At 34.4% G+C, this 13,942-nt stretch carries 9 protein-coding genes; 5 read left to right on the top strand and 4 right to left on the bottom strand.

What is annotated here, in order from left to right; translation table 11 throughout:
- The first annotated feature begins 8 nt into the window (after positions 1-8).
- Complete coding sequence (locus E7419_01105) at positions 9-887, top strand: GTPase Era (GenBank protein MBE7013786.1); 879 nt, start codon at positions 9-11, stop codon at positions 885-887.
- Positions 888-1,139: 252 nt separating this feature from the next.
- Here E7419_01105 and E7419_01100 read toward each other — a convergent pair whose 3' ends face one another.
- Both E7419_01100 and E7419_01095 read right to left on the bottom strand, forming a co-directional pair.
- The gene (locus tag E7419_01100) at positions 1,140-2,171 is read right to left on the bottom strand and encodes a DUF4325 domain-containing protein (GenBank protein MBE7013785.1); all 1,032 of its coding nucleotides are present in this window, start codon (positions 2,169-2,171) and stop codon (positions 1,140-1,142) included.
- A 429-nt stretch (positions 2,172-2,600) separates the two neighbouring features.
- A complete protein-coding gene (locus E7419_01095; protein MBE7013784.1) occupies positions 2,601-5,228 on the bottom strand; it encodes a pyruvate, phosphate dikinase in 2,628 nt (875 codons plus the stop codon).
- A 262-nt stretch (positions 5,229-5,490) separates the two neighbouring features.
- Here E7419_01095 and trpB point away from each other — a divergent pair, with 262 nt between their 5' ends.
- Complete coding sequence (trpB, locus tag E7419_01090) at positions 5,491-6,732, top strand: tryptophan synthase subunit beta (protein MBE7013783.1); 1,242 nt, start codon at positions 5,491-5,493, stop codon at positions 6,730-6,732.
- Between the two features lie 229 nt (positions 6,733-6,961).
- Positions 6,962-8,161, top strand: coding sequence for a F420-0--gamma-glutamyl ligase (locus tag E7419_01085; GenBank protein ID MBE7013782.1), 1,200 nt, complete (start codon positions 6,962-6,964; stop codon positions 8,159-8,161).
- Positions 8,162-8,498: 337 nt separating this feature from the next.
- On the opposite strand, the gene E7419_01080 is transcribed toward E7419_01085, so the two are convergent.
- Positions 8,499-9,776, bottom strand: a complete 1,278-nt coding sequence (locus tag E7419_01080; GenBank protein ID MBE7013781.1) for a hypothetical protein — start codon at positions 9,774-9,776, stop codon at positions 8,499-8,501.
- 164 nt (positions 9,777-9,940) lie between these two features.
- On the opposite strand from E7419_01080, the gene E7419_01075 reads away from it, so the two are divergent.
- Positions 9,941-11,305, top strand: coding sequence for an MATE family efflux transporter (locus tag E7419_01075; protein MBE7013780.1), 1,365 nt, complete (start codon positions 9,941-9,943; stop codon positions 11,303-11,305).
- Between the two features lie 46 nt (positions 11,306-11,351).
- Positions 11,352-11,996: a fructose-6-phosphate aldolase gene (gene fsa / locus E7419_01070; protein ID MBE7013779.1), complete on the top strand. Its 645-nt coding sequence runs from the start codon at positions 11,352-11,354 to the stop codon at positions 11,994-11,996.
- A 149-nt stretch (positions 11,997-12,145) separates the two neighbouring features.
- Here the strand turns inward: fsa and rny are convergent, their stop codons facing one another.
- Positions 12,146-13,702 (bottom strand): ribonuclease Y, encoded by a 1,557-nt coding sequence (rny, locus tag E7419_01065; GenBank protein ID MBE7013778.1) that lies wholly within the window; start codon positions 13,700-13,702, stop codon positions 12,146-12,148.
- Positions 13,703-13,942 lie beyond the last annotated feature (240 nt).

Genomic DNA, 13,942 nt, shown 5'->3' with positions numbered 1-13,942 from the left:
GGGTTTATATGAAAAGCGGTTTTGTGAGTGTTGTAGGAAGAACTAATGCGGGAAAATCCACTCTTGTTAATTCATTAATCGGAGAAAAAATTGCAATTATATCAAACAAGCCTCAGACAACAAGATACAGAATTATGGGCATAAAAAATGAAGAGGATATTCAGATTGTCTTTACCGATACACCGGGAATTCATAATCCCAAAACAAGACTGGGAGATTTTATGATTAACGAGGCAAAAGATTCTCTTAATGATACCGATGTTGCACTGCTTGTTGTTGAGCCTGTAGACAATGTCGGAAAAAGCGAAGAAAAAATTATTGAAAGTTTAAAAAATTTAAAAATTCCTGCAATTTTAGTTATAAATAAAATTGATACAATTAGAAAAGACAGGCTTTTTTCTATAATTGAAAAGTACAAAGACGCTTATGACTTTAGTGCAATAATTCCTGTAAGTGCAAAAACTAAAGATGGTCTTTCAATTCTTACAGATGAAATCAAAAAATTTTTGCAGGAAGGGCCTATGTTCTTTCCCGAAGATATGATAACCGACTCTCCCATAAAGCAAAGACTTTCAGAAATTGTAAGAGAAAAACTTTTATGGGCGCTTGAAAAAGAGATACCTCACGGAATTGCAATTGAAGTAAGCAATATGGAGGAAATGCAAAATAAGGTAAATCTCGATATTACAATATATTGTGAAAAGCAGTCCCACAAGGGAATTATAATCGGAAAAGGCGGAGAACTTTTAAAAAATATCGGCATCAAATCAAGATACGATATGGAAAAACTATTAGGTAAAAAAGTCTTCTTAAACCTTTGGGTAAAAGTAAAAGAAGGCTGGAGAGATAACTTAGTTTTACTTAAAAACTTCGGGTTTACCGAGTAGTGCAGCGACACTTAAGGTCGTTTTCTACAATGAATAATAAATAATTTTGGTATATAAACCTATCAAAATGGACGCAAAAGGGACAGACCCCATTGCGTCCATTTTTTGGACGTTTTAGGGTCTGTCCCTTTTGCGTCCATTTTGTTTTGTAATTAAAAACGCAAGGCATTTATACCTTAATAAAAAAAGAGGATGCTTTCGCATCCCCACATAATATTTACTTTGCACGTTCCAGACTATTTTTACGCTTTCTTAAGTGTTGCCTGCCTCGGTATTTATAACATGATAGTACATTTTGGTTACATCTTCATTCATATTAACCGGAATAATTTGTATTTGTGGCTGTTGATTTTTAAATACTACAAAAATCTGATGTGCAAATCCCTGACCAATCCATTCAATCATATCAAAATCAAGTACAATTTCTTTAAACTTATCAAGACTGCTTAAAATTCTTCTTGCCTGAGAACGTGATACAGGCGAAGCATCAAAAACATTTTTTAATGGTATGATTGTTTTTGTAAAACCTCCGTCTACATCTGAGTATTTATCAAAAACTTCTTTGCTTTTTTTATGTGAATAATTGGAAAGTTTCATCATAACAACGGTAGCAGCAGAATCTTTTTCATTTGGAAAACTGATTATATTACTGCTGTGAAATTTATCGGTAGTAAAAATTTTATCATCAGAAAATATTGCAAAATTATCCATTAGTTTTGAACTGAAAAAAATTCCTTCGCCCGAATGGTTAGCCTTATCTGTTGTAAGTTTCCCTTTGAAAAGTTCACATATTGCATCATCCAATGTCGGCAATTCGAAATAATTTTTGATTTTTTCAAAAATTCCAATGCCATTGTCGGCTATGAATACACGTGTATTTAAAAAATTCTTTTTTATAATTATAATCATATTTTTTGCTTCCGAATGGTCAATAACATTGTTTACCATTTCACTGAAAGCATATTCCCATATTTCCTGTATGTTGGAAGAAAACTCTTCAATATGCTGTTTAAGAGTTAAGTTATATATGTGAGTTTCGTTTTTTATTTCTTCCTTGCTCCTTGAAAAAGAATATTCATAAGTAGTTTCAATCAATTCATATATACCGCGTTTCACTCTTTTTATAACATTCTCAGAAACCAACTGATTAATATAAGTATGAACAGTATTTCTATTGATATTAAACGCCTCAGATACTATTTGCGAAGGGTTTACTTCTTTTTGTTCAATTTTTTCAAGAAGGTATAAGATAATACTTTTCTTTTTTTCATCATTAAATTTCACATTACCACCCTTTCTTAATTTATATTATATGTATATTTTACATTAAAATTCATTATAAGTCAATAGTTATTCGTTTTAAACAAAAAGTTATTCGTTTTAATTAAATTTAAAACGAATAACTATCATTTTTATAAGTGTACCTTCATTTCTAATTCCTAATTAAAAAAGAATGCTTTCGCATCCTTTTTTACGCTTTCTTTTTGACGGACGATGGGCTTTATGCCCTCGAGCGTCAAACGAAAGCAGGAAAAATTGTTTGGATTGGACGAATTTAATCCGAAGGCGTATTAAGATACGTCGAGAGGTTAAATTTGTTCAAAGTGCAAAGTGTTTAATTCAATAAATTTTGCAAGGAATTTATACCTTATAAAAAAAGGGGATGCTTTCGCATCCCCACATAATATTTACTTTGCACGTTCCAGACTATTTTTACGCTTTCTTAAGTGCTGCCTGTGCTGCTGCAAGTCTTGCTATCGGCACTCTGTATGGTGAGCAGGAAACATAAGTTAACCCAATCTTATGACAATATTCAACTGTTTGAGGGTCACCGCCGTGTTCTCCGCATATACCGATATGAAGTTCAGGACGAACTTCTTTACCCATTTTAATTGCCATTTCCATAAGTCTTCCTACACCTGTCTGGTCAAGTTTAGCAAACGGGTCATTTTCAAATATTTTTGTATCATAGTATGCATCTAAGAATTTACCTGCATCATCTCTTGAGAAACCAAATGTCATCTGAGTTAAGTCGTTTGTACCAAAGCAGAAGAATTCAGCTTCTTTAGCGATTTTGTCAGCAGTTAAACATGCTCTTGGTATTTCAATCATTGTACCAACTTCATATTTAAGGTCTGAACCTTCAGAAGCGATTACTTCATTTGCAACAGAAACAACAACATCTTTAACATATTTTAATTCTTTTTCTTCGCCAACAAGAGGAATCATAATTTCAGGAACGATGTTCCATTCAGGGTGTTTCCTTGAAACACTGATTGCCGCTTTGATAACTGCTTTTGTCTGCATAGCAGCGATTTCAGGATAAGTTACTGCAAGACGGCATCCTCTGTGACCCATCATTGGGTTAAATTCGTGAAGTGAAGAAATAATATCTTTAATATCAGAAACTGATTTGCCCTGTGCTTTTGCAAGTGCTTCAATATCTGCTTCTTCAGTTGGAACAAATTCGTGTAAAGGTGGGTCTAAAAATCTTATTGTAACAGGGTTTCCTTCCAAAGCTTCGTATAATGCTTCAAAGTCTGCCTGCTGGATTGGTAAGATTTTATCAAGAGCCGCTTCTCTTTCTTCTTTTGTATCTGAACAAATCATTTCCCTGAATGCTGCAATTCTGTCAGCTTCAAAGAACATATGCTCTGTACGGCATAAACCGATACCTTCTGCGCCAAGTTCTCTTGCTTTTTTAGCATCAGCAGGTGTATCTGCGTTAGTTCTTACTTTTAATACTCTGTACTTATCAGCCCAAGCCATAATTCTGCCGAACTCGCCTGCTATAACAGCATCAACTGTAGGAATAATACCGTCATAGATATTACCTGTTGAACCATCAATAGAGATAGAGTCGCCTTCGTGATATACTTTTCCTGCAAGTTCGAATTTTTTATTTTCTTCATCCATCTTGATTGCATCGCAACCTGATACACAGCATGTACCCATACCACGTGCAACAACTGCAGCGTGAGATGTCATACCTCCTCTTACTGTTAAGATACCCTGAGCGGCTTTCATACCTGTAATGTCTTCAGGAGATGTTTCAAGACGAACAAGAACAACTTTTTCGCCTTTTTCTTTCCAGATAACTGCATCTTCAGCAGTAAATACTACTTTACCGCAAGCAGCGCCCGGAGATGCACCAAGACCTTTTCCGATTGGAGTTGCAGCCTTTAGGGCTTTAGCATCAAACTGAGGATGTAAAAGTGTGTCTAAGTTTCTCGGATCTATCATTAAAACTGCTTCCTGTTCGGAAATCATACCTTCATCAACAAGGTCGCAGGCAATTTTTAATGCTGCCTGAGCAGTTCTCTTACCGTTTCTTGTCTGAAGCATATAAAGTTTCTTATCTTCGATAGTAAACTCCATATCCTGCATATCACGGTAGTGGTTTTCCAAAGTATTGCAAATTCCAACGAACTGTTCGTAAACTTCAGGCATAACTTCTTTTAACTGGTCAATTTTCTGAGGTGTTCTGACACCTGCAACAACGTCTTCCCCCTGAGCATTCATTAAGAATTCACCCATAAGTTTCTTTTCGCCTGTAGCAGGGTCACGGGTAAATGCAACACCTGTACCTGATGTATCACCCATATTACCAAAAGCCATCATTTGTACGTTAACGGCTGTACCCCATGAATAAGGAATATCATTATCTCTTCTGTAAACGTTTGCACGAGGGTTGTCCCATGAACGGAATACCGCTTTAATTGCGCCCATAAGCTGTTCTTTAGGATCGTCAGGGAAATCTGCACCGATTTTTAATTTATATTCTTCTTTAAACTGAGAAGCAAGTGATTTTAAATCGTCAGCAGTAAGTTCAACGTCCTGAGTAACACCTTTTTCTTCTTTCATTTTGTCGATAAGCTGTTCAAAGTATTTCTTACCAACTTCCATAACAACATCAGAATACATCTGAATAAATCTTCTGTAACAGTCCCAAGCCCAACGAGGATTGCCTGATTTTTTTGCAATTGTATTAACAACTTCTTCATTAAGCCCTAAGTTTAAAATAGTATCCATCATACCAGGCATAGATGCTCTTGCCCCTGAACGAACGGATACTAATAAAGGATTTTCCAAATCCCCGAATTTTTTGCCGACAATTTCTTCCATTTTAGAAATATTTTCAAAAATTTCTTTCTGGATATCGTCGCTAATTACTTTGCCATCTTCATAGTATTTTGTACATGCTTCGGTAGAAACAGTAAAACCTTGTGGAACAGGCATACCAAGTTTGGTCATTTCTGCAAGGTTAGCACCTTTTCCGCCAAGCAGTTCTCTCATTGAGCCATCGCCTTCTGAGAATAGATAAACATACTTTTTAGACATCTTTTATAATCCTCCTAAATAAATTACAATTTAATTTTATAATTCTTGGCATATTTTAACATAAAACTTGCATATTGTAAAGAAAAATAACCAAAAAAAGATTTATTTTACTAAATTTTGTAACATTTGTCCAAATATCTTCAGATATACATTATTTTTCTATATATTTTGTCACAAAAAAATAACATTTATACACTTTACAAAAAAAATTTTTTGTTGTATAGTATATTCGAGGACTTTTATGTGTAAGGAGAAGTACATAATGAATAAGTATAGAGATTTTGACAATTATCTTAAAAACTATCCTGATGAAAACGGATATTTCGGAGAATACGGCGGGGCATACCTTCCAAAAGAATTAGAACCTGCTTTCAAAGAAGCGGACGAAGCGTATGAATCAATTTGTCATTCCGCGCAATTTATAAATGAACTAAGAAGAATAAGAAAAGAATTTCAGGGAAGACCTACCCCTGTTTATCATTGTGAAAGGCTTTCCAAAATCTTTTCAAACTGTCAGATATATTTAAAAAGGGAAGATTTAAATCATACAGGTGCTCATAAACTAAATCACTGTATGGGCGAAGGGCTTCTTGCAAAATTTATGGGCAAGAAAAAACTTATCGCAGAAACAGGCGCAGGTCAGCATGGTGTTGCTATTGCTACCGCAGCGGCATACTTTGGTTTAAAATGCGATGTTTATATGGGCGAAGTGGATATTAAAAAGCAGTATCCTAACGTTATCAGAATGAAAATGCTTGGTGCAAACGTTATTCCTGTTACACATGGTCTTAAAACATTAAAAGAAGCAGTTGACGCTGCTTTTGATGCATATCTAAAAGAATATAAAGATGCTATCTACTGTATCGGCTCGGTTTTAGGTCCTCATCCGTTTCCTAAAATGGTAAGGGATTTTCAGTCGGTAATAGGAATTGAAGCAAGAGAACAGTTTATAGAAATGACAGGAATTATGCCTGATGCAGTTTGTGCATCGGTTGGAGGAGGTTCAAATTCTATCGGTATGTTTGTTCCGTTCCTTTCCGACCCTGTTGAAATATATGGTGTAGAGCCTCTTGGAAAAGGTTCAGGCATCGGTGACCATGCTGCTACAATGCAATTTGGTACAAAGGGAAGACTGCACGGGTTTGACAGTTATCTTCTTCAGGATGAAAACGGTGAACCTTTACCTGTTTATTCAATTGCCAGTGGTCTTGACTATCCAGGTGTAGGTCCTGAACACGCACTTTTACGAGATTTAGGAAGAATACATTACGAAGCAGTATCAGACGAAGAAGCAATGGAAGCATTTTTCTTACTTTCAAGATATGAAGGAATTATTCCTGCTATAGAATCAGCACACGCTGTTGCATTCGCACTTAAATATGCAAAAGAACATAAAACAGGCTCTATCCTTGCTTGTCTTTCAGGAAGAGGGGATAAGGATATTGACTATGTTTATGAAAATTACGGATGCGGGGAAAAATTCAAACTTGACTATGATATATAAAGGCAAAATGCAAAACGACTGTATTTTGTCATTCTGAGGCTTGCCGAAGAATCTCTTAATCCAATCAGGAATGAATGAAGGCGAAATAATGCTATTTCGCCTTTTTTTATTTAAAATAGCATTTTTTTATTGAAATTATATAAAAATAGTGATATAATATTTTAGTTAAAAGAAAGATAAATCATTTTAGTATAATAATTCAAATTTATATAAGAGAGAAGTGATTAAAGTGAAATCATTCGAAAGAAGAGTTGGAACAGTATCAAGAGGTATCAGATGCCCTATAATAAGAGAGGGCGACAATCTGGCAGAAATTGTTGCAACAAGTGTTTTGGAAGCTGCAGAATATGAAGGCTTTTCCATTAATGACAGAGATGTTATCTCCGTTACCGAATCTATAGTTGCACGTTCTCAGGGCAATTATGCAACTATTGACCACATTGCAAAAGATGTTAAAAACAAACTGGGTGGAGAAACTGTGGGAGTTATTTTCCCTATACTTTCAAGAAACCGTTTTGCAATTTGCCTAAGAGGTATTGCAAGAGGTGCTAAAAAAGTAGTATTAATGTTAAGTTATCCGTCAGACGAAGTAGGAAATCAGCTTGTAAGTCTTGATAAAGTTGATGATGCAGGTATAAATCCTTATTCTGATGTTTTATCTTTAGAAAAATACAGAGAATTATTCGGCGAAAACAAGCATGAATTTACCGGTATGGACTATGTTGCTTATTATAAAGGAATAATTGAAGAAGAAGGCGCAGAGGCAGAAATTATTTTTGCAAATCAAGCAAAAACAATTTTAAATTATACAGATTGTATTTTAAATTGTGATATTCATACAAGAAAACGTACAAAGAGAATATTAAAAGAAAATGGTGCAAAAGTTGTATGCGGACTTGACGATATCTTAAATGCTCCTGTTGACGGAAGCGGATATAATGAAAAATACGGTCTTTTAGGTTCAAACAAATCAACTGAGGACAAGATTAAATTATTCCCTAAAGAATGTAAAGATTTAGTTTTAGATATCCAGAAGATAATTTCAGATAAAACAGGCAAACATGTTGAAGTTATGGTTTATGGTGACGGTGCATTCAAAGACCCTCAGGGAAAAATTTGGGAACTTGCAGACCCTGTTGTTTCTCCAGCGTTTACAGACGGGCTTATCGGTACACCTAATGAACTTAAACTTAAATATCTTGCAGATAATGACTTTAAAGATTTATCAGGGGAAGAACTTAAAAAAGCAATTTCTGAAAGTATCCGTAAAAAAGATAACGACCTTGTCGGAAATATGGCATCTCAGGGAACAACTCCCCGTCAGCTTACCGACTTAATCGGCTCTCTTTGTGACTTGACTTCAGGCTCAGGCGATAAAGGTACTCCTGTTGTTTTAGTTCAGGGATATTTTGATAATTATACAAACTGATATAAACTTCGTTTAATGAGGAATTAGAAATTAGGAGTTAGGAATGAAGGAAGGCAAAACATGCCATACGGCGTTTTGCCCTCTTTTTTACATATATGAACTATAGCAGAGAATGGATTTATCCATTCCGATGAAATCGAAGATTTCCCATTAATTCCAAAAATTCCGTAAGGAATTTTTACCACAATTATTCATTATTCATTATTCTTCATTCATTAGCGGAACGACACTCAGGTCGTTCCCTACAATTTCGCATTTCGAATTTTAAAAAGATTCTTCGCTACGCTCAGAATGACATATAAAGGAAATTTTGCCTTTTGCATTTTGAATTTTGCACTTACATCTGCTCTTCGCTCAACATACTGTTAATCATATTATTAATTTCAGTATCGGTTACATACTGCTCCGAACTGTTATTTTTAAGGCATTCTTCATATTTTTCCATGCCTTTATTATAAATCAGACTGTTTTCAATTTGTGTATATACATCTTCTGAAATTTCAGGAAGTTTTTCCCTTTTTATAATATGGTATCCGTATGGGGTTTCAACAATACCGCTTATTTCTCCCTCTTTAAGAGAAAAGGCTGTTTCTTCAAATTCTTTAACCATTTCGCCTTTTGTGAATACATATCCCAAAGGATTGTAACTGACACCGGGATCTTCGTTGTATTTTTCAATAAGAGTATCAAAATCTTCCCCTGATTTTATTTTTGCAATTACGGTATCAGCAACTTTTTTTGCTGTATTTTTTTTAGATGTTAAAAATTCTTCGCCTGTTTTAGAATCTGTAGTCGGAATAAGAATATGTTTTGCACATATATAGGAAGAAGTATATTCTTTTGTAATCTCTTCTTTGGGTATATCAACCATAGTAAAAGTATCTAAATATTCACTTGCCATAACAGAATCTTCAATAAGTTCTATCAAAGGAGCAATAAGCGAAATTGCATACACTTCGTCTTTTATGGAGATAAGTTCCTGATATGTCTGTTTCACAGTATCGTTATTTTTAAACACATAACCGTTTTTTACTGCTTCTTCTTTTATTTTCCCGATTTCAGTAAGCATAAGAGTTATGTACTCTACATTATATCCGTAAAGAGCCATCATACCTATGTAATGCTCTAATGTGTATTCACTACTTCCTGCTTTTAAAAGCGGCTTTTCATCGGTAATTAAAATCTGATTGCTTGAAGCAATCCATTTTACTTTTTTGCCAAGTGTTTCAGATATAAATCTTACGGGAACTAAGGTTCTTCCGTCCTTTTCTATTGCAGGAACATCTAAAGAAACCTCTTCATTGTTGACATACGCAATATTGCTTCCTATAACAAGTTTAATATTAAGAGCATCTCCGGATATGGTAACAGTTTTTGTTAAATTGTCCCAACCGACATTTAGCCCTAAATTTTCAGAAACTATTCTTACGGGAACAAGTGTTCTTCCGTTTTCGGTAAATGGCGCAACTTCAACCGTTTTCTTTTCAATAGTTCCATCATTTACGTAAATATCATTACTTTCTAAAGTTAATTCAATGCTTTTAGCAAAAGATACCGAAGGTGCCAAAAGCAATGAAAAAGCACACACTGCGGCAATAAAATTTTTAAATTTCATTTTTTAGTTCTGCCTTTCTTTTTTATATAATTAATTGATTTTATCAAATTAAACTCAGTATATCATAAAAAGTAAAAAAAGTAAATTAAAATGTGCATATCTATTGACTTTAGGTTAAAAAAAGGTAAAATTAAAATAGATAGAAATTTTTTGGAGATGTTAAAATGAGCGATACAGCCGTCAGAAAAAGTAAGGATATGGATATGACAAGCGGACCGCTATGGAATAAGATTCTGCTATTTGCAATTCCGCTTGCACTGACAACTCTTATGCAGCAGTTGTTTCACTCGATGGATATGGCTGTTATAGGAAGATTTGAAGGGCAGAATGAACTTGCTGCTGTAGGGAGCAATAATGCCATAATAAACTTTTTAGTTAATATGTTTATGGGATTTTCTGCAGGTTCAAATGTTGTAATTGCTCAGCTTTTAGGAGGCTCTAAGATAAAACTTGCCAAAAAAGCAATTTGCACAAGTCTTGGAATAGCCGTGATTTCAGGGGTTTGTGTTATGATTTTAGGAGTTATTTTTTCTCCGTTTTTATTAAAACTTATATCAACACCTTACGAAATTATAAATTTATCTATCTTATATCTTAGAATTTATTTTATAGGTATTCCGTTTTTAATGATATATAACTTTGCAGCAGCAATTCTAAGAAGCAGAGGAGAGACTACAAAACCTTTTTTCTGCCTTGTTGCAGGCGGAATAGTTAATATTATACTTAACCTCGTTTTTGTTGCAGTATTTAAATTAAGTGTTGCAGGGGTTGCTATTGCAACATCTGTCGCAAACCTGATAAGTTGTACTTTAATACTTATGGTTTTAGTTAAGGATAAAGGGCCTTTAGGTATCAGTTTGAAAGAAATCTCCATTGATAAATTTATCTTGTCAAAAATATTTAAAATAGGTCTTCCTATGAGTATTCAGTCCTGCCTGTTTCCTATTTCCAATATGGTGGTTCAGTCTTCCGTAAATTCACTGGGGGCAACAGTTGTTGCGGGAAACGCTGCTGCTTCGACAATAGAATCATATAGTTATTCTATTATGGGCGGATTTTCTCAGGCAACAGTCTCTTTTGTAAGTCAGAATTTTGGAGCAAAAAATATAAAAAGATGCCGTAAATCGTATAGGGAATGTGTGCTTTTAGGCATCCTTGTAATCGGTATTTTTAATCTTTTAATGTATCTTGGTATGGATACAGTTGTGTCACTTTTTACTGACGAACACCTGGTTGCTTCAGTAACAAAAGAAAGGCTTTCCTTTATGTACATTATATTTCTTACCGCATTTATAATGGATACGGCAACTTACGCTTTAAGAGGTATGGGTTATTCTGTTATTCCTACCATCACATCGGTTGTCGGTGTATGTGCTTTCAGGATTTTATGGCTCACTACTGTTTTTAAAATGTTAAAAACATATAAGTCTATCCTTATCGTATATCCGATAAGTTGGTGTCTGGTGGCAATAGTACTTATAATATGTTATATTGTGATAATAAAACGCTTGTCGAAAACATTTTCTTGAAATTCTTAAAATTATGTGGTAGTATAAAGAAAAAGGGGTAAAAATTATGAAACTCTTTATCGACACTGCAAATACCGAAGAAATCAGAATGGCAAATGAACTTGGTGTAATTTCAGGAGTTACCACTAATCCGTCTTTAATCGCAAAAGAGGGGAAAGACTTTAAAAGTGTTATTGACGAGATAACCTCGATTGTTGACGGACCAATTTCAGCAGAAGTAATCAGTCTTACTGCGGATAAAATGGTTGAGGAAGCAATTCCTTTATCTAAAATCAGTAAAAACATTGTTATTAAAATACCAATGTGTGCCGAAGGGTTAAAAGCAGTTAAAAAGTTATCCGAAATGGGTATTAAAACTAATGTTACTCTGATATTTTCAGCAGGTCAGGCACTTCTTGCCGCAAGGGCAGGGGCAACCTATGTAAGCCCGTTTTTAGGAAGGCTTGACGATATTGACTGCGATGGTCTTTCTCTTATTTCGGATATATCCGATATTTTCTCTATTTCAAATATTAAAACTGAAATAATTGCGGCAAGTATAAGAAACCCTCTTCATGTTACCGAATCGGCAAAACTTGGAGCGGATATTGCAACCGTACCTTATAAAATTATTATGCAACTTATAAAACATCCTCTTACCGATATAGGAATTGAAAAATTCTTAAAAGACTGGGAAGGGCAGAGTAAATAATAAATTAGAAATGCAAAATGCAAAATTAAATGTGAAATGAATAATTCATTCACTATAATAAATATAATATAAAAAAAGAGGGCAAAACCGCCGTATGGCATGGTTTTGCCTTCATTCATTTTGCATTTTGCACTTTGCATTCTGCATTTTTATTTCGCGTATTCAACCGCTCTTGTTTCTCTTACCACATTAACTTTAATCTGGCCCGGATATTCAAGTTCGCTTTCGATTTTTTCTGCAATTTCTCTTGCAACAACAATCATAGTCTGGTCGTTAATATCTTCAGGTTTAACCATAATTCTGATTTCTCTGCCTGCCTGGATTGCAAATGTTTTTTCAACGCCTTTAAATGAAGATGAAATTTCTTCAAGTTTTTCAAGACGTTTAACATAAGTTTCAATGTTTTCACGTCTTGCACCAGGTCTTGCTGCTGAAATAGCGTCTGCAGCCTGAACGATACATGCAATAGTTGTTTCGGGTTCAACATCACCATGATGGGATAAAATTGAGTTTAAAACAACCTGATCTTCATTATATTTTTTAGCAATATCAGCACCGTTATTAACATGGGAGCCTTCAACTTCGTGAGTAACTGCTTTTCCGATATCATGAAGAAGTCCGGCTCTTTTAGCAAGGACAACGTCAACTCCAAGTTCGGCAGCAATAATTCCTGAAATATGAGCAACTTCTATAGAATGTTTTAAAACGTTCTGACCGTAACTTGTTCTGTACTTAAGTCTTCCGAGAAGTTTAACAAGTTCAGGATGAAGTCCGTGAACACCAACTTCAAATGTAGCAGATTCTCCTGCTTTTTTAATGGCTGTTTCAACTTCTTTTTGCGCTTTTTCAACCATTTCTTCAATTCTTGCCGGGTGAATACGCCCGTCAGAAATAAGTTTTTCAAGTGAAAGTCTTGCAACTTCACGTCTTACAGGGTCAAAAGATGAAAGAATAACTGCTTCGGGAGTATCGTCAATAATAACGTCAACCCCTGTGGCTGTTTCTAAAGTTCTTATATTTCTTCCTTCTCTTCCGATAATTCTTCCTTTCATTTCATCACTTGGAAGTGTAACGGTTGAAACTGTAACCTCTGCGACATGGTCTGCAGCACATCTTTGAATGGCAGATGTAATAATACTTCTTGCCTTTTCGTCAGCAATCTCTTTGGTTTCGTCCTCAATTTCCTTAATTCTTACCGCAGCAGCAACTCTGACTTTATCTTCAATATTTTTTAGTAGGTAACTTTTTGCTTCTTCGGCTGTAAGCCCTGAAATTTTTTCAAGAAGTTCCAATTGTCTTCTCTGAATTTCAGCAACATATTCTTCTTTTTCTTCTAACTTAATTGTTTTGTCTTTTAAATTTTCTTCTCTTTGTTCTAAATTTTCAATTTTTTTATCGAGATTTTCTTCTTTTTGTAAAATTCTTTTTTCCTGCTTCTGAATTTCACTGCGCCTTTCCTTGATTTCTTTATCAAGTTCTGCTCTGCTCTTATGTATCTCGTCTTTAACTTCAAGAAGTTTTTCTTTCTTCATATTTTCAACGGTTTTATAAGAGTCATTAACTATTCTTTTTGCTTCTTCTTCTGCACTTTTTATAGAACTTTCAGCAATTTTTTTTCTATATGAAATGCCCAATGGGAAAGCAACGATAGCAGCAACTAAAAATGCACCGGCGCAAATTCCGACAGCAAGTCCAATGCTTATCATTAAATAAAGCACCCCCCCTGTATTATTTTAAATAAGAAAAATATCAATAAAGGAAGTATGGTATTTATACGCTATACTGTATAAAAACACCACTATCCCATAATATAATTAACCTACTATATCTATTCTAATATTTTTTTATAAAACTGTCAAGGAATATTTCAATATAATACAATAATTATTTTTAAAATGCGGGATATTTTCTATATGAAAAAATTGGATGCAACTAATTTTAAAAAT

This window comes from Oscillospiraceae bacterium, assembly GCA_015068525.1.
Taxonomy (GTDB): domain Bacteria; phylum Bacillota; class Clostridia; order UMGS1840; family HGM11507; genus SIG450.
Note: the sequence above shows the minus strand (reverse complement) of the source record. Positions and strands in the feature narration are given on the sequence as shown.

Coding starts and splice junctions, on each gene's coding strand:
- E7419_01105 (MBE7013786.1), top strand. CDS start 9: ATGAAAAGCGGTTTTGTGAGTGTTGTAGGAAGAACTAATGCGGGAAAA.
- E7419_01095 (MBE7013784.1), bottom strand. CDS start 5,228: ATGTCTAAAAAGTATGTTTATCTATTCTCAGAAGGCGATGGCTCAATG.
- trpB (MBE7013783.1), top strand. CDS start 5,491: ATGAATAAGTATAGAGATTTTGACAATTATCTTAAAAACTATCCTGAT.
- E7419_01080 (MBE7013781.1), bottom strand. CDS start 9,776: ATGAAATTTAAAAATTTTATTGCCGCAGTGTGTGCTTTTTCATTGCTT.
- E7419_01075 (MBE7013780.1), top strand. CDS start 9,941: ATGAGCGATACAGCCGTCAGAAAAAGTAAGGATATGGATATGACAAGC.
- fsa (MBE7013779.1), top strand. CDS start 11,352: ATGAAACTCTTTATCGACACTGCAAATACCGAAGAAATCAGAATGGCA.
- rny (MBE7013778.1), bottom strand. CDS start 13,702: ATGATAAGCATTGGACTTGCTGTCGGAATTTGCGCCGGTGCATTTTTA.